The following is a 22,002-nucleotide window of genomic DNA, read 5'->3' as shown; positions in this document are numbered from 1 at the left end:
TCTAAACCATATTTATGTTTTAGTTTAATACGATGTGACACTTTATTCTAATAACACTTAATATATGATAAAAATATTATTTAGTAACTTAAATTATTAAAGAATATTACTACAATATTATTTAAAAAATTTTAAATTTTTAGGATTTTAAGAAAAAAATATTATTTTTATAATTTAATATCATATCATAGAAAGAATTTCAGCACGCCCATTAATCACAGCAACACAATGTTCATAATGAGCCGCATTAAGCCCATCAATACTTCCAGCATCCCATTTTCCATTATAATGTTTTGGTGTTCCATCTTTTTGGCATATCATAGGCTCTATGCAAAACACCATTCCATTTTTAATTTTAGGGCCACTTTTTGCACTCGCACCTTTTTCTAAATAATTTAAAATTTCAGGCTCTCCATGGGGCTTTCGTCCTATACCATGTCCACAATATCCACGAAGCGGGACAAAACCTCTTGCATGGATAAATTCGCCTAAAGCAGCTGAAAGTTCCTTAAAACGCATTCCATCATGAATAATATCTATAGCATGATATAACGCGTCTTTAGCACAAGAGATTAAAGCTTTATCAGTGGGTGAAACTTCTCCTATAGCAATAGTTCTTGCTGCATCCCCATAATACCCATCAATCAAACTTCCCACATCAAGACCTAAAATATCACCCTCTTTGATAATTTTATCATCTGGAATTCCATGGATACAAACTTGATTTAAAGATGTACAAATGGCACCTGGAAAACCATAAAGCCCCTTAAATGATGGCTTGGCACCAAGGCTTAAAATATAATCTTCTGCCATTTTATCAATTTGTTTTAAACTCATTCCTATTTTAATTTCATTCTCTAAAAAATTTAAAGTTTTTGCTACAATTTGATTTGCTATTCTTAATTTTTCTATTTCATCTGGTTTTTTCAATTCTATCATTTTGTTTCCTTATAAATTTAGCCAAATTTTAGCAGTATTTTTTAAAGATTCAACATCGCTTGAAGCATAAAAATGCAATCTTGCTTTATGATTTTTCAAATCTATATTTTCTCTTTCTTTAAGAAATTCAACTATAGCATCTCCTGAATGAATTAATTTTGTTTTATCGCCAAAATACTTACTTAAAGAACGACCTAGTAAAGGGAAATGAGTACAAGCGAGTATCAAAGCATCTGGAGTTGTGATATTTTTAAAATAATACTCCATAGCACTTTGCAAAAAATCTCCTTCAAAAATACCTTCTTCAACCATAGGCACAAAAAGCCCTGTAGCTAAAGCATTTATATTTGTATATCCTTGAGATAATAAACGCTTTTGGTATTCTTCTGATTTAATGGTTGCTTTTGTTGCAATGACTAAAATTTCTTTATTTTTATCATGTAAAGCTTTTATCGTTGCTTCAACCCCTGCATCAATTACGCCATATACTGGAAAATGTGCTTTTGCTTTTAAAGCATCTAAAGCATAAGCACTAGCAGTATTACATGCAATGATAAGCATATCAATTTGAAATTGTTCAAAAAATTCCAATGCTTCAAGACAGAACTTGATAATAGTATCTTTATCTTTTACCCCGTAAGGAACTCTTGCGGTATCTCCATAATAGATAATTTCATCAAAAAGTCTAGCTTCATAAAGAGATTTTAAAACACTAAGCCCCCCTACTCCGCTATCAAATACACCTATTTTCACTTTAATACCTTCTTGCTCCTATATAACGAGCCTTCCAATAAGAACTATTTAACTCGACTTCTTTTACTCCACCTTTAGTAGATAAATGTATAAATTTTCCCTTGCTCGTATAAATACCAACATGCATACCATTTGGCCCTCTACCTGTCTTAAAAAATACCAAATCTCCTGTTTGCAATTTTGATTTAGAAACTTTTCTCCCAGAACCTAATTGAGTTTTTGTAGTGCGAGGTATGCGTATATTAAGCTGAGCTAATGCACTCTGCGTAAATCCTGAACAATCAGCACCTTTTTTAGTAGTTCCACCTAAAACATAAGGAGTTTTTTTCCATTCATTTGCTATAGTCTTAAGTTTTGTTTCTTTATTTGTATTATAAATCGGACGAGTATAGTTTAAATTCTGATAAAAACTACATCCACTTATAAAGAATACAATCGTGATGATGAAAAAAATATGCCTCATCAGTCCCCTTAAGATCGAGTAGCAAAGAATTTAAGATAAATAAAACCCCAAATCCCAGAACAAAATGAAGCTATAAGAATAGCTAAATTATCTGCATAATTAAAAATATCACTGACTTCATACGCCAAGCCATCGATAAACAAACTCATTGTAAAACCAATACCTGTAAGTATACAAACCCCATAAAGTTGTTTCAAATTTGAACCTTGGGGCAAGGCTGCAAATTTAAAGCGGATTGCCAAATAAGAAAACAAAAATACACCCACTTGTTTACCCACAAAAAGCCCCAAGAAAATACCTATACTTACACCTGAAAAAATTGCTCCTATGTCGATATTGGATAAATTTACCCCAGCGTTAGCAAAAGCAAATAAAGGCAAGATAACAAAAGCGAGCCAAAATTTTAGACTTTCATAAATTTCTTCTAAAAATGCTTCTCCATTTTTAGTTTGCATCGGTATAAAAAATGCTGTTATGATTCCAGCCAAAGTTGCATGCACACCACTTTTTAAAACACTAATCCAAAGAATAACTGAGCAAATAAAATAAAAAGACTTTCTTGTTATTCCTAAAATATTTAAAACAAGCATTACCAAAATAGCAATTCCTGCAACGACAAAAGCAACTATTGATAATTTTGTCGTATAAAAAATAGCTATAATTAAAATAGCACCCACATCATCAAAAATAGCCAAAGAAAGTAAGAAAATTTTTAAACTTGATGGAATATGCTTACCACACATCATTAAAATCGCTAAAGCAAACGCTGTATCTGTAGCTGTAGGTATAGCCCAACCTTTTAAAGTATAAGCATCTCCTATATTTACCAAAGCAAACAACATCGCAGGTATAAGTATACCCCCTAAAGCAGCCATAAAAGGTAAAACAATATTTTTAGGATTTTTAAAATCCCCATGCAAAAATTCCTTCTTAAGCTCAAGCCCTATAGCAAAGAAAAATATAGATATAAGCCCATCATTTATCCAAAGCAAAAAAGGTTTATTAAGCTCAAATTCACCTACACTAAATCCGACTTTTAAATTTAGAAATTCTCGATAATGTTCGCTAAAAGATCCATTTTGCACAAGCAAAGCAAGCAAAGTACAAACTATAAGTAAAACACCACCAAAAGCCTCATTTAAAACTAAAGTTTTTAATTTATGTACTATATTATTCATTTAACAATCTTAAGATAAATAAAACCAACAATGGCACTTAAAAAACTAGCTATTAAAATAGCAAGTTTATCCGCATGTTCAAAAATATCACTATTTTTATAGGCCAAACCATCAATAAATAAGCTCATCGTAAAACCAATGCCTGTTAAAATACATATACCATAAAATTTTCCATATTTAATATTTTCAGGTAGTTTTGCAAGCTTAAGTTTGATAGCAATAAAACAAAAAGTAAAAACACCTAGTTGCTTTCCTAAAAATAATCCTAGAATAATTCCAAGGCTTACAGGTGAAAATACTGAACCAAGATGCATATCTCTGATATCAATCCCAGCATTAGCAAAAGCAAATAAAGGCAAGATAAAATAAACCACCCAAGGATTTAAATCCTTAAGAACTTCATGCAAATAAGGTTTTTTATTTTTTGTATCAAGCGGTATAAATAAAGAAATAATCACACCAGCCAAAGTCGCATGTACTCCACTTTTAAGCATAGCTATCCACAATACAACACCTACTAACACATACAAAGAAAGATGGGTGATGTGATAATAATTTAACAAAAGCAGAGCAAATATACAAAACAAACAAATAATAATCGCCAAAGCTGAAAGCTGATCTGTATAAAATAAAGCAATAATAACAATAGCGCCCAAATCATCAAAAATAGCTAAAGAAAGTAAAAAAAGCTTTAAACTTGTAGGAATTTTATTTCCTAAAAGCATCAAAATGCCTACTGCAAAAGCTATATCAGTTGCTGTAGGTATTGCCCAACCTTTCATAGCAAAATCATGGGAATAATTAATAGTAGCAAAAATTAAAGCAGGAGTAATCATACCCCCAAAAGCTCCAAATATAGGTAAAGACACAGCTCTTATATTTTTAAGCTGTCCGCGTAAAATTTCATATTTTAACTCAAGCCCTATACATAGAAAAAATATAGCTATCAAACCATCATTTATCCATAAATCCAACGACTTTGAAATTTGAAAATGATCAAATCCTACTGTAAAATTAGCATGAAAAAAATCTGTATAAATAACACTTAAAGAAGAATTTTTACATAATAAGGCTAAAAATGTAAAAAATATAAGCAAAATACCAGGGAAAGTTTCACTTAAAACCATCTTCTTTATCATTTGCATCCTTGCTCCTAAATAAATATTATAAAAATTTAATACGATAAATAAAATGGCAAAATTATAACGAAAAAATACTAAAGAAATAATTATTTAAAAAAACAAGCTCAAGATACCAACAAGTTCTTAAGCTTGTTCTTAAGATATTTAAGCGTAAATATCCAAACCACTAGAGCTAGAAACTTGTGGAGCGGAGGCTTGAGAGACACCTTCCATACCTTCGATGAGTTCATTCATCAATGCCTCGTTTGTGTCCATAGATTTTTTCAAAACTGAAGTATTAACAGCAGTCATTAAATTAGCATTACCCATAGAAACATCTGAAACCATATCATCCTCCTTTTAGATTGAGTCTTAAGACTTTATTTAAATCGGATGATATTTTTAAAACTTAATATTTTTTACTAAACTTTTTAAAATTTTTCAAGGAAACCAATATCTGAAATTAAAAATCATAAATTTTTTAAGATAAAATCCTATTTTAAAAATTTTTACACTATGAAACAATAAGCAAAATATAAATGGTTGGTACTTTTAAAAGTGAATTAAATGGATAAAAATTTATTTCAATAAATTTAAGTTTTATCTTATTTTATACGATTTATAATATAATCAAAAATTACAACTTAAGAAAAAAATGAAAAAAATATCTTAAGTTTAGTAAACATTGTAAACTAAGAGGTTAATGAAATGATACTGGTAACACCTTGTGGCGTTATGGATACCACAAATTTTGGCAAAAGTGAAGTAAATAGGCAAACTATAGATTTTTCTTTAAAATCTCAAGAAAAAAAAGAGAAAGTAGAAGCTGAAGCTGAGAAAGAAGAAGTAAATAAAGACAATAGCGATTCTACAAACACAGATACCAACAAAAAAGATAAACTTTTGGATATATCTGCTTAGTCTAAAATATACTATAGCTATATCTCCTTAAAGAATACGCAATAAATGATTTTTTGATTTTTATTAAGCTTTTAAAACACTAAAAAATGAAAAATTAAAAATACAAAAACAATATCCCAAAGTGCATAGCTTAGAAGAAAGCCTTGCGATACTTAAAAACAACCCATATTAAATCACAAAAATAAGATATATTTAAAAATTTATTAAAATATATCTTAAATATAATTAATAAAAAATATTATCGATACAAAAGCTTATTTTTTAGTTCTATTTAAGATTTTTAATATTATACTAGCCATTATTTATTTTGATAATAAATATTATTTTTATCAAAAACCAAGGGTAATGATAATGAAAATTTTTAAAATTATATTTTTAATTATAAGTATTTTTTTATCAAGCTCAGCTTTTGCTAGAGTAGATGATTATATTAATGAAGCAAATCTTATCAAAGATATGCTAAAACAAAGCATAGAAACTTACAAAAAGGGTGATAATCTAGGTGCTAAAAAGCTTAGCGAAGATGCGTATTTTCAACATTTTGAAAATATGGAAGGCCCTATAGGAAGAAACATAGGAAGAAAAGCCATCACCATGGAGCGTAAATTTGTAAATTTGCGTCGCATGTATAAAGATGAAGCTCCTTTAACACAAATTAATGCTTTAATTGATAGTCTTTATTATGATCTTGATGAAGTAGCCCCAATCTTACAAAATGGATATCGTTTAAAAGCAGAAGCAAGCGATACAAACTATGATAAGGCTAAAGCTGAAAAATCAAGCCTAGAAGCCAATGCCAAACGCGAAGCTGATGCAGAAGCTTTAATCGCACAAATGATGGGCGTGGATAAAAAAGATTTAGCACAAAGCTCTTTAACCACCCAAGTTCCTACACCTACAAACAACGATGCGAGCAAACTTACAGATGATAATGCAAGCGCTGATTTACAAGCTGCTGCTGCAATGGACGCAAGATTGCAATTTATACTAGATAATATCTCTACCAAATTTTCACAGGCAGCTAATGCTTTTAAAGAAAAAAACTACCAAGCTAGTAAAGATTTTTTAAATGATGCCTTATTTAGTGATTATCGCAATACCAAAGTAGAAATTTTAGTAAATAAATTTACCAAAGCAGGAAACGATCAAAAAATTCAACAAGCCATACGCACCCTTATACGCCAAATCAACGATGCAAAAATAGATGAAAAAGACTTAAGAAATGGCTTAGATAACATAGAAGAACAAATTTTTGATGTTTTCTTACAAATTCCAAATTCAGAACTTTCAAGTTTGCAAATTTCAGGCTTTAATGATGAAACAAAAGGCAAAGATTATGCCAAAGTTTCTAATGATATCAAACTTGCCTTAGATGGAATTTTGAAAAATTATGATGGCTTTAGCGCTTCTATAGTAGATGATTTGCAAGGAATTTATCTAGATACTTTTGAAGCAAGCGGTATGGAAAATAAAATCGGTGCTGTAGATAGCGGCTTAAAACTTAAAATAGAAAGTTTATTTTCCAAAGGCGTAGCACTGATTAAAGCAAGTGCAGATAAAAAAGAGCTTGAAGCTACTTTTAATGACTTAGAACAACTCATAGCAAACAGTGTAGATAAAATTCAAGATTCCACCCCTTATTCGTTGTTTATATGGGCTTTAGGCATTATTTTGCGTGAAGGCTTGGAAGCTTTGATTATCGTTGTAGCCATTGTTTCTTATCTTGTGCAAAGTGGCAACAAAAATCGTCTAAATATCGCCTATAGTGCTCTTTTTACAGGAGTGATTTTAAGTTTTATTACCGCTTTTGGAGTTTCTTGGCTATTCAAAGAAAATGCAGGACAAAGTAGAGAGCTTATAGAGGGTATTACCATGCTTATAGCCGTATTACTACTCTTTTATGTGGGCTTTTGGCTACTTTCAAACGCACAAAATAAAAAATGGACAAGCTTTATCAAACAAGGTGCTATAGATGCTATATCAAACAATAGTGCAAAAACCCTTTGGATCACCGTATTTTTAGCTGTTTATAGAGAAGGTGCAGAAACTGTGCTTTTTTATCAAGCCTTGCTTTTTGATGCTAAAACAAGCACTGATTTTAGTGCTGTTTTTGGTGGGCTTGGACTTGGAATTTTAATACTTATTGTTTTATATTTTCTTTTAAAAGCAGGAGCCATTCGCATACCTGTAAAACAATTTTTCTATATCACTTCTTACATTATTTTTTACATGGTTTTTGTTTTTACAGGCAAAGGCATAGCTGAACTCATAGAAGGAAAAGTCATCATTCCTAGTCTTATACCTATGAATTTTGAACCGATTTTATGGCTTGGAATTTATCCTTACTATGAAACCTTAATCCCTCAATTTATAGTTTTGATCATGCTAATTATTGGCATTTTAATAACAAAACAAATTTCAAAAAAAGGAGTAGAATCATGATAAAAAAAGTTTTATCAGTAGTTGCTGCAGCTGCGGTTATTAGTACAAATTTATTTGCAGGCGAAGTGCCGATCGGCGATCCAAAAGAACTTAATGGCATGGAAATAGCCGCTGTTTATTTACAACCTATTGAAATGGAGCCAAGAGGTATTGATTTAGCTGCATCTTTAGCAGATATTCACCTAGAAGCTGACATTCACGCACTTAAAAACAATCCAAATGGTTTTCCAGAAGGTTTTTGGATGCCTTATTTAACTATAGCTTATGAACTTAAAAATACCGACACAGGTGCAATTAAACGTGGAACTTTGATGCCTATGGTGGCTGATGATGGTCCTCACTATGGTGCAAATATTGCTATGGAAAAAGATAAAAAAGGTGGCTTTGGCGTAGGAAATTATGAACTTACTTTTTATATCTCAAATCCAGAAAAACAAGGTTTTGGACGCCATGTTGATGAAGAAACAGGCGTGGGCAAGTGGTTTGAGCCTTTTAAAGTAGATTATAAATTCAAATACACAGGCACGCCAAAATAATTTTACGCTCGGATTTTCCGAGTGTTTAAATATTTTTATTTTTATTTGAAAAAATTAAAATAACAATGTTTAAAGAGTAAATTATGAGTATATATTTTGTGCATTTTCTTATCAGTGTTTTGCCACTAAGTATTTTAATAGCCTTTATCACTCCTGATAAAAAATATATTTTTAAAAGTTTTTTAGCAGTTTTTTTGGGCTTTTTATTTGGATATTTTGCTTTTTTTATCGCGGCACAATTTTTAAAAACCGAAAATTTAATCTTTAATTTTGATTTTGTTTTTATAGGTTTATTGCTAGTAAGCTTTATATTTTATTTTTGGAAAAAAATTGAAATTTTAAATTTTATTTTATTAGGAATTTTAAGTTTTTGCACCGCTTTGCATTATTATTTTTTAAGTCAAGATTTCCCTATTTTTACTAGCTCTTTAATCGATAGCGAAGGTATAAGTTCTTTAGGTTTTATTGCTTTAGCCTTGCTTGTTTGTATTTTGATTTTCTTCTTTTTAAAATGGCAAAAAAATTTTAATCAAAAAACAAGCTTTATGCTGTTTTTACTGCTTATCCTTATAGAAAGCGATAAAGCTCTAGCCAATATCTTGCTTACTTTAATGCGAAATTCCATCATAGAAACTCATGCTTTTTTGGTGAGTTTTGTAGGAAAAAGTAATTATTTTGGTGTTTTTGGAATTTATGTTTATTTAATTTTCATCACTTTTTTAGCATTCTTAAGCTTAAAAATTCGCAAAAAAAATATAAGCAAAAAACAAATTTTAGATATAAATTATCGCAAAAATGAAGCTAAAACAAGTCTTATTAATCGCTATTTTTCCAGTGTTTTTATCTCCTGTGTTATAAGTTTTTGCATTGTTTTATACTTTTTTATGGTAAGCTCTAAGCCTTTAACCATAGATGAGCCTAAAGAAATTTTACCCGATAAGAATGGCAAATTTATCTTTGATATAGCTCTTTTAAGGGATAACAAACTCCACCGCTTTGCTTATATCAGTGCTGAAGGCAAAGTGATAAGGTTTTTTCTTATCAACAAAAGAGAAGATAAGGATTCTCCTGTAGCTGTTTTTGATGCTTGTATGATTTGTGGAGATATGGGCTATATCAAAAAAGATGGACAACTCATTTGCATTTCTTGCAATGTGCGTATTTTCTTGCCTAGTGTAGGCAAAAGCGGGGGTTGCAATCCTATCCCACTCAAATACGAATACGATGGTAAAAAAATCACCATAGATGTTAAAGATGTAATAGCAGGATCTAATTATTTTAGTCAAATCAAAGAAATTGAAGTGCAAGATCCTGTATCAAAAACAAAGGTTATAAACACCCAAGCTCCTTTTTCTTATAGTTATAAAGGGATTACTTATTATTTTTCAAATCAAAACAACTATGAAGAATTTAAAAAAGATCCTACAAAATATGTAGAAGAAAATGAAGCGAAATTTTTAATCCAAAGGAGAAACGATGTTGGCTAAAATGATTTTTAACTCTATATTTAAAAACAAAATTCAAAAATTTTTAGCCTTTCTTACTTGTTTTTTAGCCACGCTTTTGCTCTCTACTATGCTAAATATTACCCTAAGTATAGGCGATGAAGTAACTAAACAACTCAAAAGCTATGGCTCTAATATCCTTGTTTTACCCAAAGGCTCAAGTCTTAGTATAGAAATAGGTAATGAACTTTATGAACCCTTAAAAAACAAAAACTACCTAGAAGAAAAAAATTTATATATGATTAAAGACATTTATTGGCGTAACAACATCACCGCACTTGCTCCTTTTTTAGAAGGTAAAATCGCAATTGAAAACTCCCAGCAAAAAGCACTTATTTATGGCACTTATTTTCAAAAAGCCATAAAAATTAAAGATGATGATGATTTTATCACAGGTATAAAAAGTCTTTATCCTTATTTAGCAGTCCAAGGGGAATGGGCAAAAGATGATAGCAATGAAATCATGCTAGGCGAAGACTTTGCTAAAAACAATAAACTAAAATTAGGAGATACTATCAAACTCATAGGAGAAAACAATCAAAGCAAAGAAGCAAAAATCGTAGGCATTTTACTTCATGCCAATCCTAAAATGTCAAATAAAATCATCGCTCCTTTAAATTTAGCTCAAGATTTACTCAACAAACAAGGGCTTTACTCAAGTGCAGAAGTAAGAGCTTTTACCATACCTGAATCAGCCCTTTCTGAAAAAGTGCGTCGCATGGGCGAAGAAAAATTAGATCAGTTAGAATATGACAAATGGTATTGCTCAGCTTATGTAGGCTCAATCGCTAGTCAAATTAGTGATGGCTTACCAGGTGCTGATGCAAAAGCTCTAAATGCTATAAGCGATGCTCAAAGCTTGGTGGTTAAAAAGATCCAATCCTTAATGGGCATTACTTGTATTATTTGTCTTATTGTTGCAAGTATTGCGATTTCAAGTCTGATGAGTTCTGAAATTCATCGTAGAAAAAAAGAAATAGGACTTTTAAAAGTACTTGGTGCTAATACTTTTCAAATTTATCTCATCTTTGCTAGTGAAAATTTAATCGTAGCTTTATTTGCTGCTTTATTTGGCTTTATTTTTGGCACAGCACTTTCTCAAATCATCAGCCTTAGCATTTTTGGATATTTTATTGATATAGCCTTTGTAGCTTTACCTTTAAGCTTTATTTTTGCAGGACTTATTGCCTTGCTAGGTTGCTTGCTTCCTATCAAAAATATCACACAACTTTCAGCTGCAGGAGTGCTTTATGGTAGATAAGTTTTTCCTTAATGAGCTTTTTAAAAGCATTAGCTTTTCTTATCAAAGACTTTTTATAATAGTTTTAAGTGTTTTTATAGGAGCACTTACTTGCTCAGCTTTTTTAAATATTTATTTTGATATTGACACCAAACTTTCTAAAGAATTAAAAGCCTATGGAGCAAATGTAATGATAAGCCCGAAGCAGGATGAAAATTTTATCTCCAATGCTGAGTATGAAAAAATAAAAGAAAATTTAAAGGCTAGAGCTTTAACTCCTTTTTTGTATGATTTTTTAAATTTAGGTAGTACAAGCGGAGTGGTTTTAGGCACTGATTTTAGGGCTTTAAAAATCACTAAACCTTTTTTAGAAGTTAAAGAAGGAAGCTTTTCTCTAAATGATTTTGATGAAAATTCAGCCTTTTTAGGGGTTAATTTAGCCAAGCAACTAGGCCTAAAAACAGGCAATGAACTTCAAATTTACAATCCAAACAACGGAAAAAGCATAAAACTTACCATAAAAGGCATACTTTCAAGCAATGATGAATTTGATAGCATTGTTTTAGCCCCTTTAAGCGTGGTGCAAAATTTAAGCGATAGAGCCGGTATTAACTATGCTAATGCTGTAGTTTATGGAAATTTTGATGAAGTTAAAGCCAAAACACAAGCAATCAACAATGAATTCATCGATGCAAAACCTATATCTTCAGTATCCTTAAGCGAAGGTTTAGTACTTGGAAAAATCAAAGCTTTAATGTTTTTAATCATACTTGTAGTATTGATCATAGTCACTACTAGCGTTAATACGACCTTAAGTTCTATTATATTTTCTCGCAAAAAAGAAATCGCACTGCGTTTAGCCTTGGGTGCAAAAAAAAGTGAAATTTTTAAACTTTTTGCTAGTGAATGCTTTATAGTAAGTTTTTTTGCTAGTTTAATCGGAGCTTTTTGTGGGATATTTTTAGCCAATGTCTTTGGTTATTTGATTTTTAATTCTAGTATTGATTTTAGATTTATAGCTGTTTTTATAGCCTTAATCATTTCTTTGATTTTTGCCTTTTTGGCTGCATTTTTTCCTATAAAAAGAGCATTAAAAATCAATGTGTGTGAAAATTTGAAAGGTGAATGATGAAAAAAGAACTTATTAAAATAAACAACTTAAATAAAGAATTTGGCAAAGTTAAAGCCTTAAACAATATCAACTTAAGCGTCTATGAAGGAGAATGGCTTGCTATCATGGGTCCATCAGGAAGTGGAAAATCAACACTTTTAAACATACTATCACTCATGGATACTCCAAGCTCTGGGGAGTATATCTTAGACAATGAAAACCTAGAGCAAATGGATGAAGAGCAAAAAATCACCTTGCGTCGTGAAAAAATAGGACTTGTCTTTCAACAATTTCATCTTATCCCCTATCTTAATGCCTTAGAAAATGTTATGCTCTCTCAGTATTATCACTCAAGCGTAGATGAAGAAGATGCCAAAATGGTTCTTGAAAAAGTAGGACTTTCACATAGACTCACTCATTTACCTAGCCAATTAAGTGGCGGGGAACAACAAAGAGTTTGTATAGCAAGAGCTTTGATCAACAACCCAGAGCTTTTACTCGCAGATGAACCCACAGGAAATTTAGATGAAGCTAATGAACAAATCGTTCTTCAAACCTTGCAAAAATTAAAAAATGAAGGCAAAACCATAGTTTTAATCACACACAATCCTGATTTGGCTAAATTCGCAGATCGAACCCTTATCTTACAACATGGGGTGTTAAAATGAAAAAAAGCCTTTTAATCTTAAGCATTTTGTTTTTGCTCAATGCTTGTTCTTTTGAAAATTCAAAAGATACTGGAAAAGTTGGAGAAAAAAGTGCTGAAATTTCAGCTAAAGATACTTTAGGAAAAGCTGTAAAACTTGCTGATGATAATACAAGTTTAAAAGTCTTAGTCTTTTTTCAAAATGGCTGCCCTTCTTGTTTAAAAGAACTCCCTTCTTTGGATGAATTCATACAAAATCATCCCAATAAAATCAGTGTTTATGCTATAAATTCCATCGATAATGCCAATGTGGTTAAAGTTTTAGCCGAACAATTTGACTTTAAAAATGTAAAAGTTTTAAAAGACGATCTTAAAATCACCAATGATCGTTATGCTGTGTTTGCAACCCCTACTACCATCATCATTAAAGATGGGATGATAAAAGATAGAATTTTAGGAGAAAAACCATGGGAATTTTTCGAATCCAAGCTTATTTCTTTGCTTTAATCATAGCTTTATTTTTTGTAGCTTGTGATAGTGGAGAAAATTTTAAAGCTTTAAATAGTGATAAAACCTATAATTTTGCCTACAATGGTTTTGAAAAAAGCCTAAAACTAAATGATAAAGCACAAAATTTTGCCTTAATATTTTTCACAAAAGATTGTGGAGTTTGTAAAGAACAAATTCCTATTTTACAGAATTTGGCTAAAAATTATGATTTTAATATCTTTGTGGTTTTAGGCGATGCAAATGATGCAAATGATGCAAAAGCTTGGGCTGATGAAAAAGGTTTATCTAATTTAGCAATGTTTTATGAAAAAAGAGCAGCTAAATACCTTTCAAGTGCCATTGGGGAAATATATGGAGTACCTGTACTTAGTTTTTTCAAAGAAGGGAAAATGGATGAAAAATTCATAGGCTTAACTCCTTATAGCATACTTGAAAAAGAAATCAAAAAAGTAAAAAGCTAAAAATTTACTTTAAAGCTTTTTATCTCCTATAAAATATCCATAAAGCTCATAGCTTCCATCTTTTTTCATCAAAATTACAGGATATTTTTCACTATAACCTTGTTCCATTCCTGGGCTTCCTTGCGGCATGCCAGGAGCTGAAATTCCTATAACATCTTTAGGTTTGTTTTCAAGCAACCAGCTTACAGCACTTTCAGGAACATGCCCTTCAATAGCATAGCCTTCGATCACACCCGTATGGCAACTTTGATACTCATCTTTTATACCCATTTTTTCTTTGATTTTAAGAAAATCATTGGTTTTATGAACACTAACCTCATAACCCTTAGCTTTCATATAATCAGCCCAAAAATCGCAACAGCCACAAGTAGGACTTTCATAAACTTGTATTTCCTTAGCCTGTGTAAGAGTGAGTAAAAAAAGAATGATTAAAATTGTTTTTTTCATAATTGCTATCCTAAGTAAAAAATATATAATAATACTTTTATAAAGTTAATACCATCACATTTTTAACACTAAAAATGAATTTACAAAAATTTAATCAAGAAAAGATTTTTAATGAGTGCTGATTTTATCTTTACAGCAAAGATATAAAAAACTAGAAATTTTTAACTTAAAAAGCTTAAAATTTAGATATACTTTATACTAACTATGTTTTTATAGTTAAGTCTTTAGGTTGATTTCCACCAAGAGTAAAAACTCAAGGCGGATTTTTATTTGCAATATTTACTTAATAGAATAATTATGATCGCTTGTTCCTCCACATAAATACCCCTTCTTATCAAAACTTGCAATTTCGCAAGAAAGAGTAGAGAGCTTAGCTCTTTTACCATCACTAGTTAATATAAGAACTTGTTTATAATAAACATAATTGCTTTTATCTGAATATATTTTTTGTATTATAGCTTGAGTTGAATTATAAGTTCTTGGATCAACTTTTGCAACAATATCTGCTTCATAAAAAGTTGCCTTTTTAAAAAGTGGCTGATCTATAATTGGTTTGATGCTCTCTTGGAAATATTTGTTTTGCATTTCGCTTGCTGAAACTGGAACTAAATCTTTTTTATTGATAACTATCAAATCTGCAAATGCTGACACATTTAAAGCAACTAAAGCTGCTAAAGCTAAACCTAATTTTTTCATTTTATCTCCTTGAATTGAATTTTGTATATTTTAATTATTTTTCAAATCTTTTGCAAGATAATTTTTAAATTTATCTAAATTAAATTTACATTTTATCTAACAATCATAAGAAATTTTAAAATGAAATAAAAATTTATGAGAAATCAACTCTTGTTTGAAAATGATAAAAGTAAGTGGTGCGGATGAAAGGACTTGAACCTTCACGCATTGCTGCACCAGATCCTAAGTCTGGCGTGTCTGCCAATTTCACCACATCCGCTAAAGTGGTACGCCCAAGAGGATTCGAACCTCTGACCTACGGCTTAGAAGGCCGTTGCTCTATCCAGCTGAGCTATGAACGCATATAAAATCTTGGTGGTGCGCTCGATAGGAATTGAACCCATAACCTACAGATCCGAAGTCTGTCGCTCTATCCAGTTGAGCTACGAGCGCTTAGTGGGGTGAGTGATGGGAATTGAACCCACGACCCTCAGGACCACAATCTGATGCTCTAACCGACTGAGCTACACTCACCATTTTGTATAAATTTATAAAAAATGGTCGGGGTGAAAGGATTCGAACCTTCGGCCCCTTGGTCCCAAACCAAGTGCGCTAACCAGACTGCGCTACACCCCGAATAAATAAAAGGAAATATTTTATCACAAAATAATTTTAAAGTCAAGGATTTTCATCTCTTATTCTTAAAAAAACCGGAAAGCGAGGTAAGGAATTTTTGGTCAATCCATTAAATTTATAAGTCACAATACTACCAATTTTTGGAGGATTTTTTCTATCTTCATCTTTTAAACCACTGCCTATTTTAATGATTTGTCCATTAGGCATTTTACAAAGTAAGGCACCTACTTGATTTTCAAATTTACCCTTACCCTTGCGAAATCCTACCAACTCACATTCTGCATCATCATAGGGTTTTAATTTCATAGCATTTTTACTTCTGCCTTTTTCATAAGGACTTAAATTTTTGCGTATGACAATACCTTCACCTTGATTTTTTATAATGCTTTCGTAAAATTGATTTAAATTATTTTGATTTTCAACTGGAATTTGAGGAATAATTTTTATATAGACACTAGGATATTTTTGCAAATACTCTTCTAAAACAGCCAAACGATTTTTAAGAGTGCAAGTAGAAATTTGAAATTCTTCACAAGCATTTGGTACATCAAAAATATTATAAGTTACTTCCTTCCATAAGGTCAAATTGCTATCTCCACTACGAATTAAAGCTGAAATTTCATCAAATTTATTTCTTGCTATCCAAAGCTCACCATCAATAGCAAAAGGAGGGAAATTTTTTGTAAAAAAGTCAGGAGTTTTTATTTGGTAATTTTGGCGAGTTTTTAGATATTTCCCATCCCAAATTCCACGCACTCCATCAAGTTTTTCGCTCATCAAATAAGCATTAAAATCTTTAGAGTTAAAATCTTGCTTATCGAATTTGCTAAGAAGTAAAATTTCATTAGCAAAAACTAGACAAGCGCAACATATTAAAAAAATAAATCTCATCAAAGCAGATTAATCATATATCCAGTTGCATCTTTTTGAATATTATAATTATAAGTTCCATCAAGATATATTACAAGTCGATAATATCCTTTATGAGATCCAAAGCCTATGCGTTTAAAAATAGAATTGCTAAGGCGTATGTTTTTTGTAGGGCTAATCAAATTAGACCTAAAATCTATAACGATTTTGCTCGGATTTCCTACTGAAAAATCTGCGATCATTTCATCACTAGTGTTAAGTTTTATTTTGTTTTTATAAACCGCGTAAGAAATAAAATCATAAATCTTTGCAACCTGTAAAGGTATTTCAACATTGGCTGTTGAGTTTGATTCTTGTTTAGAGCTATTTTTTTCAGGTATAGTAACTGAAACATCAAGTACTTTTGAAGGATCAGGGCTTTTAAATCTTGATATAGTATAAGTATCGTGCCAATCAATACTTTTATTGATATCTAAATCGATCTTATCTTCACTTCCGTCTAAATTGATATAATTAAAAGTGATGCTTTTTAAAATTCTTGCACTAGAATTAAATTTAACTTCCTCTTTTTGAAATTCAGGTGGAGCAACCAAGGTTATATTTTGATCTGTCTTGAAAGGATTTTCATCAGCATATAAAAGAGAGGTAAAAATAAAAAATATTGCCAAAATTCTAGTTTTCATTTGGGTATAATCCTTTTAATTCAAAATAATCTTTTTGTGCTTTAGCATTTTGTTCTTTGAGCAAAATAATCTTTTTATTAAGCTCTTCTTTGGTATTTTCTAAGCTTAATAAAGTGTCTAAAGAATACTGCCCAAAAAACATATTGCCAAAATAAATCGCTCCAATTACAACAAGAAAAGCCCAAAAAATCATTTTTATAACATGGGTATAAAAACTTTTTTTTCTTGTGCTTTCGTCGTATTCTTTAAGTAAATCGCTCAGAGCTTTTCTCCTAAGTATTCATCGCTTTCAAGTTCAATTTCAAGCAAGCGATTGTATTTTGCAGTTCTTTCGCCTCTTGCTAGGGCTCCTGTTTTGATTTGTCCTGTATTTAAAGCTACAGCAAAATCTGCTATAAAAGCATCTTCACTTTCGCCACTTCTATGACTCATCACGCATTTATAGTTATTTCTTTGCGCTAAACGCACAGTTCTCATAGTTTGGGTAATAGTTCCGATTTGATTTGGTTTGATAAGTACAGCATTTGCCATTTTTTTGATGATGCCTTCTCTTAAAATATCTTCATTGGTTACAAATAAATCATCACCCACAAGTTGAATTTTATTGCCTAATTTTTCAGTCAGCTTGATCCAACCTTCAAAGTCGTTTTCAGCTAAACCATCTTCGATACTGCAAATTGGATATTTTGCACAAAGTTCTACATAGCGTTCGATCAAATCCTCGCTTGAAAAAGCCTTGCCTTCCATGTTGTATTTGCCATCTTTGAAAAATTCTGTACTTGCTACATCAAGAGCGATTTTTACACGATTTTCATAACCTGCTTTTTTGATACAAGTCATTAAAAGATCGATAGGTTCTGTGTTGTTAGCTAAATTTGGAGCAAAACCGCCTTCATCACCTAAAGCCGTAGAATGTCCAGAATTTGCGAGTTCTTTTTTTAATATCGCATAAATTTCACAAACCGAACGCAAAGCTTCTTTAAAGCTGGTAAAACCGAAAGGCATGATCATAAATTCTTGAAAATCTACATTGTTGTTTGCATGAGCACCGCCATTTATGATATTACACATTGGTACAGGCAAAATGCTTGCATTTGCACCACCTAAGTAGCGATACAAAGGCATTCCCAAAGCAGCCGCAGCTGCACGAGCTGTTGCCATAGATACGCCTAAAGTCGCATTTGCACCTAAATTTGAGTAATTATTTGTTCCATCAAGCTCACGCAAAGTATCATCAAGTTGAGTTTGATTAAAAGCATCTAGCCCTAAAATTTCATCTGCAATGGTTTCATTGACATTTGCAACAGCTTTTAAAACGCCTTTTCCACCAAATCTTTCATCATTATCACGCAATTCTAAGGCTTCTTTTGAACCTGTACTTGCACCACTTGGAACTATGGCTGCACCTACACTTCCATCGCTTAGCGTAACTTCAGCTTTTACGGTTGGATTTCCTCTGCTATCAAGAACTTCATAGGCTCTAACATCTTCAATTACTAACATTATTCTTCTCCTTCGTCATCTTCGCTACCGCTGAACATACCTTCTATTCCCATAGAATTTTGAATCGCTTTTGTGATTTCATCTGCAATTTCAGGGTTTTCTTTTAAGAAAGCTTTTGAGTTTTCTCTACCTTGTCCAAGTTTTTTATCTTTATAAGAGAACCACGCGCCACTTTTATCTACGATATCAAGTTTTACACCGTAATCAATCAACTCACCTTCACGGCTTAAACCCTCTCCAAACATCACATCAAATTCAGCTTGTCTGAATGGAGGAGCAACTTTATTTTTAACTACTTTTACTTTAACGCGGTTTCCTATAGGTTCTTCGTTTTGTTTTAAGGTTGCTACTTTTCTAACATCTAAACGCACAGAAGCATAAAATTTTAACGCATTTCCACCTGTTGTGGTTTCAGGAGTACCATAACCCATAGCACCGATTTTCATACGAATTTGGTTGATGAAAATTACCGTGGTATTCATTTTATGAACTATACCTGTAAGTTTTCTTAGAGCTTGAGACATAAGTCTTGCTTGAAGTCCTACATGTTGATCACCCATATCGCCTTCAATTTCTGCTTTTGGGGTAAGTGCTGCAACGCTATCTACTACGATAAGATCTACTGCACCACTTCTTGCTATAGTTTCTACAATTTCTAAGGCTTGCTCTCCAAAATCAGGCTGAGAAACATATAAATCATCTGTATTTACACCTAAATTTTTAGCATATTTTACATCAAGCGCATGTTCTGCATCGATAAAAGCACAAACTCCACCTGCTTTTTGGCATTCTGCGATAATGTGTAAAGTTAGAGTGGTTTTACCTGAACTTTCAGGCCCATAAATTTCTATAATTCTTCCTTTTGGAACACCGCCTATACCTAAAGCAAGATCAAGTCCAACTGAACCTGTGCCTATGCTATCGATTTGCTCAACTTCTTTATCCCCTAGTCTTAAGATAGTGCCTTTTCCAAAGGTTTTATCTAAACTTTTTAGGGCAGCGTCTAGAGATTTTCTTTTATTATCATCCATAACTTTCCTTAAAAATTCTAAATTTTTAGTTAGAATTCTAACAAAATAAAATTAAATAATGGTTTATTTTGCTAGAATTAAAGCAAAGATTTAAAGGAAGTATAGATGAAAAAAATTACTATTGCGCATTCTCCTGATGCTGATGATATTTTTATGTATATGGCTATTAAATTTGGGTGGATGGGGAATGATTTTGCTTATGAAAATACAGCTTTAGATATACAAACTTTAAATGAATTTGCTTTGAAAAATGAATTTGATGCTACGGCTATTTCTTTTGGGCTTTATCCTTTAATTGCTTCTGAGTATGCGCTTTTACGCACAGCAGTGAGTTTTGGCGAAGGTTATGGGCCAAAACTCATCAAGAAAAAAGACACGCATTTAAAAAGAAATTTTAAAGTCGCTTTGAGTGGAGCAAATACCACCAATGCTTTGATTTTTCGTATGAAATACCCTGAAGCAAGAATCATTTATAAGAATTTTTTAGATATTGAAAATGCAATTTTAAGTGGTGAAGTAGATGCAGGAGTTTTGATCCATGAAAGCATTTTAGAATTTGATCAAAGTCTTTGCGTGGAAGCAGAACTTTGGGATATATGGCTTGAATTTGCTAAAGAAAATTTACCTTTGCCTTTAGGTGGAATGGCTTTGCGTCGCTCTTTGCCTTTAAGCGATGCGATTAAGATCGAAAAGGATTTAACCAATGCTGTAAAAATCGCCGATGCAAATCGTAAAATTTTAACCCCTATGCTTATAGAAAGAAAACTTATCCGTGTTGATGAAGAAAAACTGAATACTTATCTTAATCTATATGCGAATAAAAACTCCATTAGCATGAATCAAACTCAACTTTTAGCTGTAGATACGCTTTTTAAACTAGGATATGATTATAAATTTTATGATAAAATCATACACGTAAATGATTATCTTATCCCTAGCGAATACGAAGAAGCTAGAAATTCTTAAAAAGGATAAAAATGGATGAAAGTACCTTGGTTGCTCTTGGAGTGCAAACCTTTAAAATCACACTTTTACTTTCCTTGCCTATGCTTTTAGCAGGGCTTATTGCAGGGCTTGTAATCAGTATTTTTCAAGCAACTACACAGATTAACGAAATGACACTTTCTTTTGTTCCTAAAATCATCCTGGTTGTAGTTATTTTAATCTTTTTAATGCCTTGGATGACTACAACTATGATTGACTTTACCGAAAACATACTAAATCAAATTCCAACTTTTATCAAATGATCATTGATTTTAAAAAATACTCTTCTGTGCGTATAGGAAATGAATTTGAAGTTTTAGTTTTAGATCAAATTTGTGATTTTGATGGTTTTTTAATAGGTGGCGCAAATAACCTTTTAGTCAGCCCTAAAGCTAAAAATATAGGAATTTTAGGAGATAGTTTTGATTTTATACAAATTTTAGATCAAAATAAAGATTTTATACATCTTCGCATAGGCTGCAAAACAAAATCAAGCAAAATGTATCGCTTTGCCAAAGAAAATAATCTTAAGGGTTTTGAGTATTTAAGCAAAATTCCTGGCACACTTGGTGGGCTTTTGAAAATGAATGCAGGACTTAAAGGAGAGTGTATCAGTCAAAATTTAATCAAAATTGCTACTTCTCAAGGCGAAATTCTAAGAGCAAATATAAATTTTGATTATCGTTTTTGTCCTTTAAATACGCATTTTTTTTGGGCTGAATTTAAACTAAGCTTTGGCTTTGATACCCTTAAAGATGAAGCTTTAAAAAATGCAAGAAGCAACCAACCTAGTGGAGCAAGCTTTGGCTCTATCTTTAAAAATCCGAAAAACGACTTTGCAGGACGTTTAATCGAAGCTGTAGGACTTAAAGGATTTAGCAAAGGAGATGCTATGTTAAGCGATAAACACGCAAATTTTTTAATTAATAAAAAAAATGCAAGCTTTGAAGATGCGTTTTTTCTTATCGAATTGGCTAAAAAAAAAGTCTTTGAAGAATTTGGCACAAACTTAGAAAATGAAGTGATTATAATCTAAACACACAAAACAATAAAAGTCTAAAAAATTTACTCTTAATCTAACTTTAAATAAAATACAAATTCAAATCATATAGTTTTATAATAATAAGTATTTAATAATATTTTAAGTATAACTATTTTAATATTCTGTCGTTTTATTTTGTATTTTATATTATTTTTAAAAAATATAACATATAGAACAAATTATAAAGGGAGGAAAATCTTATGAAAAATATCACATTAACTAAAATACCTATAGGAGAGGGCAAAGAACCCTGTTTAAATTCTAAAAAAATAGTTTTATCTTTAGCTACTATTTCTTTTTTGGCA

General features: G+C 31.3%; 25 protein-coding genes, 5 tRNA genes and 1 pseudogene. 13 read left to right on the top strand and 18 right to left on the bottom strand.

What is annotated here, in order from left to right; all coding sequences use genetic code 11:
- Positions 1-180 precede the first annotated feature (180 nt).
- The 6 genes from map to AJ885_RS03855 all read right to left on the bottom strand — a co-directional run bounded on the left by map (position 181) and on the right by AJ885_RS03855 (position 4,802).
- Complete coding sequence (gene map / locus AJ885_RS03880) at positions 181-939, bottom strand: type I methionyl aminopeptidase (protein WP_002856112.1); 759 nt, start codon at positions 937-939, stop codon at positions 181-183.
- Between the two features lie 9 nt (positions 940-948).
- Complete coding sequence (gene murI, locus AJ885_RS03875; protein WP_002871264.1) at positions 949-1,692, bottom strand: glutamate racemase; 744 nt, start codon at positions 1,690-1,692, stop codon at positions 949-951.
- 1 nt (position 1,693) lies between these two features.
- Positions 1,694-2,155, bottom strand: a complete 462-nt coding sequence (locus AJ885_RS03870) for a C40 family peptidase (protein WP_002862288.1) — start codon at positions 2,153-2,155, stop codon at positions 1,694-1,696.
- A gap of 8 nt (positions 2,156-2,163) precedes the next feature.
- Positions 2,164-3,333 (bottom strand): Na+/H+ antiporter NhaA, encoded by a 1,170-nt coding sequence (nhaA, locus tag AJ885_RS03865; RefSeq protein ID WP_070239897.1) that lies wholly within the window; start codon positions 3,331-3,333, stop codon positions 2,164-2,166.
- Positions 3,330-4,478 (bottom strand): Na+/H+ antiporter NhaA, encoded by a 1,149-nt coding sequence (gene nhaA / locus AJ885_RS03860; protein WP_032603391.1) that lies wholly within the window; start codon positions 4,476-4,478, stop codon positions 3,330-3,332. Before nhaA (AJ885_RS03860) ends, nhaA (AJ885_RS03865) begins: the two co-directional genes overlap by 4 nt.
- A gap of 141 nt (positions 4,479-4,619) precedes the next feature.
- The gene (locus tag AJ885_RS03855) at positions 4,620-4,802 is read right to left on the bottom strand and encodes a YjfB family protein (protein WP_002856010.1); all 183 of its coding nucleotides are present in this window, start codon (positions 4,800-4,802) and stop codon (positions 4,620-4,622) included.
- Positions 4,803-5,162: 360 nt separating this feature from the next.
- On the opposite strand from AJ885_RS03855, the gene AJ885_RS03850 reads away from it, so the two are divergent.
- The 9 genes from AJ885_RS03850 (at position 5,163) to AJ885_RS03810 (ending at position 13,826) form a co-directional block, all read left to right on the top strand.
- Complete coding sequence (locus AJ885_RS03850) at positions 5,163-5,375, top strand: hypothetical protein (RefSeq protein WP_002862290.1); 213 nt, start codon at positions 5,163-5,165, stop codon at positions 5,373-5,375.
- A 351-nt stretch (positions 5,376-5,726) separates the two neighbouring features.
- A complete protein-coding gene (locus AJ885_RS03845; RefSeq protein ID WP_044779901.1) occupies positions 5,727-7,817 on the top strand; it encodes an FTR1 family protein in 2,091 nt (696 codons plus the stop codon).
- Positions 7,814-8,353, top strand: a complete 540-nt coding sequence (locus AJ885_RS03840) for an iron transporter (RefSeq protein ID WP_002778842.1) — start codon at positions 7,814-7,816, stop codon at positions 8,351-8,353. The genes AJ885_RS03845 and AJ885_RS03840 overlap by 4 nt, the downstream gene beginning before the upstream one ends.
- An 83-nt stretch (positions 8,354-8,436) precedes the next feature.
- Positions 8,437-9,840 carry a Fe-S-containing protein gene (locus AJ885_RS03835; RefSeq protein ID WP_044779902.1) on the top strand — a complete coding sequence of 468 codons (1,404 nt, stop codon included), beginning with the start codon at positions 8,437-8,439 and terminating at the stop codon, positions 9,838-9,840.
- The gene (locus tag AJ885_RS03830; RefSeq protein WP_044779903.1) at positions 9,830-11,119 is read left to right on the top strand and encodes an ABC transporter permease; all 1,290 of its coding nucleotides are present in this window, start codon (positions 9,830-9,832) and stop codon (positions 11,117-11,119) included. The genes AJ885_RS03835 and AJ885_RS03830 overlap by 11 nt, the downstream gene beginning before the upstream one ends.
- Positions 11,109-12,227, top strand: a complete 1,119-nt coding sequence (locus tag AJ885_RS03825) for an ABC transporter permease (RefSeq protein WP_002862294.1) — start codon at positions 11,109-11,111, stop codon at positions 12,225-12,227. Before AJ885_RS03830 ends, AJ885_RS03825 begins: the two co-directional genes overlap by 11 nt.
- On the top strand, positions 12,224-12,877 hold the full coding sequence (locus tag AJ885_RS03820) for an ABC transporter ATP-binding protein (protein ID WP_002860103.1): 654 nt from the start codon (positions 12,224-12,226) through the stop codon (positions 12,875-12,877). Before AJ885_RS03825 ends, AJ885_RS03820 begins: the two co-directional genes overlap by 4 nt.
- On the top strand, positions 12,874-13,362 hold the full coding sequence (locus tag AJ885_RS03815) for a TlpA family protein disulfide reductase (RefSeq protein ID WP_002851267.1): 489 nt from the start codon (positions 12,874-12,876) through the stop codon (positions 13,360-13,362). Before AJ885_RS03820 ends, AJ885_RS03815 begins: the two co-directional genes overlap by 4 nt.
- Positions 13,323-13,826 carry a TlpA family protein disulfide reductase gene (locus AJ885_RS03810; protein ID WP_002867533.1) on the top strand — a complete coding sequence of 168 codons (504 nt, stop codon included), beginning with the start codon at positions 13,323-13,325 and terminating at the stop codon, positions 13,824-13,826. Before AJ885_RS03815 ends, AJ885_RS03810 begins: the two co-directional genes overlap by 40 nt.
- 9 nt (positions 13,827-13,835) lie before the next feature.
- Here the strand turns inward: AJ885_RS03810 and AJ885_RS03805 are convergent, their stop codons facing one another.
- The 12 genes from AJ885_RS03805 to recA all read right to left on the bottom strand — a co-directional run bounded on the left by AJ885_RS03805 (position 13,836) and on the right by recA (position 19,671).
- Positions 13,836-14,273: a DUF411 domain-containing protein gene (locus AJ885_RS03805; protein ID WP_070209897.1), complete on the bottom strand. Its 438-nt coding sequence runs from the start codon at positions 14,271-14,273 to the stop codon at positions 13,836-13,838.
- Between the two features lie 279 nt (positions 14,274-14,552).
- Positions 14,553-14,969 (bottom strand): hypothetical protein, encoded by a 417-nt coding sequence (locus AJ885_RS03800; RefSeq protein WP_070209896.1) that lies wholly within the window; start codon positions 14,967-14,969, stop codon positions 14,553-14,555.
- A gap of 174 nt (positions 14,970-15,143) precedes the next feature.
- Positions 15,144-15,228: transfer RNA gene (locus tag AJ885_RS03795), tRNA-Leu, on the bottom strand.
- Positions 15,229-15,233: 5 nt separating this feature from the next.
- Positions 15,234-15,310 (bottom strand) — tRNA-Arg (locus AJ885_RS03790).
- Between the two features lie 14 nt (positions 15,311-15,324).
- Positions 15,325-15,401 (bottom strand) — tRNA-Arg (locus AJ885_RS03785).
- A 4-nt stretch (positions 15,402-15,405) separates the two neighbouring features.
- A tRNA-His gene (locus tag AJ885_RS03780) sits at positions 15,406-15,482 on the bottom strand.
- Between the two features lie 24 nt (positions 15,483-15,506).
- Positions 15,507-15,584: transfer RNA gene (locus tag AJ885_RS03775), tRNA-Pro, on the bottom strand.
- Between the two features lie 42 nt (positions 15,585-15,626).
- Positions 15,627-16,475, bottom strand: coding sequence for a DNA ligase (locus AJ885_RS03770; RefSeq protein ID WP_070280767.1), 849 nt, complete (start codon positions 16,473-16,475; stop codon positions 15,627-15,629).
- On the bottom strand, positions 16,475-17,137 hold the full coding sequence (gene cgpA, locus AJ885_RS03765) for a glycoprotein CgpA (protein ID WP_070209895.1): 663 nt from the start codon (positions 17,135-17,137) through the stop codon (positions 16,475-16,477). Before cgpA ends, AJ885_RS03770 begins: the two co-directional genes overlap by 1 nt.
- Positions 17,127-17,330 carry a hypothetical protein gene (locus tag AJ885_RS03760; protein WP_002839177.1) on the bottom strand — a complete coding sequence of 68 codons (204 nt, stop codon included), beginning with the start codon at positions 17,328-17,330 and terminating at the stop codon, positions 17,127-17,129. Before AJ885_RS03760 ends, cgpA begins: the two co-directional genes overlap by 11 nt.
- Positions 17,331-17,395: 65 nt before the next feature.
- Complete coding sequence (gene eno, locus AJ885_RS03755) at positions 17,396-18,640, bottom strand: phosphopyruvate hydratase (protein WP_044779909.1); 1,245 nt, start codon at positions 18,638-18,640, stop codon at positions 17,396-17,398.
- Positions 18,640-19,671, bottom strand: coding sequence for a recombinase RecA (gene recA, locus AJ885_RS03750; protein ID WP_002862302.1), 1,032 nt, complete (start codon positions 19,669-19,671; stop codon positions 18,640-18,642). Before recA ends, eno begins: the two co-directional genes overlap by 1 nt.
- Positions 19,672-19,776: 105 nt before the next feature.
- On the opposite strand from recA, the gene AJ885_RS03745 reads away from it, so the two are divergent.
- The 4 genes and pseudogenes from AJ885_RS03745 to AJ885_RS10955 form a co-directional block, all read left to right on the top strand.
- Positions 19,777-20,637, top strand: a complete 861-nt coding sequence (locus AJ885_RS03745; RefSeq protein WP_070209894.1) for a menaquinone biosynthesis family protein — start codon at positions 19,777-19,779, stop codon at positions 20,635-20,637.
- 11 nt (positions 20,638-20,648) lie between these two features.
- Entirely contained in the window at positions 20,649-20,918 is a 270-nt protein-coding gene (gene fliQ, locus AJ885_RS03740) for a flagellar biosynthesis protein FliQ (RefSeq protein ID WP_002851290.1), read from the top strand.
- A complete protein-coding gene (locus AJ885_RS03735) occupies positions 20,915-21,691 on the top strand; it encodes a UDP-N-acetylmuramate dehydrogenase (RefSeq protein ID WP_070209893.1) in 777 nt (258 codons plus the stop codon). Before fliQ ends, AJ885_RS03735 begins: the two co-directional genes overlap by 4 nt.
- Before the next feature lie 206 nt (positions 21,692-21,897).
- Positions 21,898-22,002: pseudogene (locus tag AJ885_RS10955) on the top strand (autotransporter); the annotation flags it as partial.

The sequence above is a fragment of the Campylobacter sp. BCW_6464 genome (assembly GCF_001762775.1).
In the GTDB taxonomy this organism is placed as follows: domain Bacteria; phylum Campylobacterota; class Campylobacteria; order Campylobacterales; family Campylobacteraceae; genus Campylobacter_D; species Campylobacter_D jejuni.
This window is presented reverse-complemented; position numbering and strand designations above follow the sequence as displayed.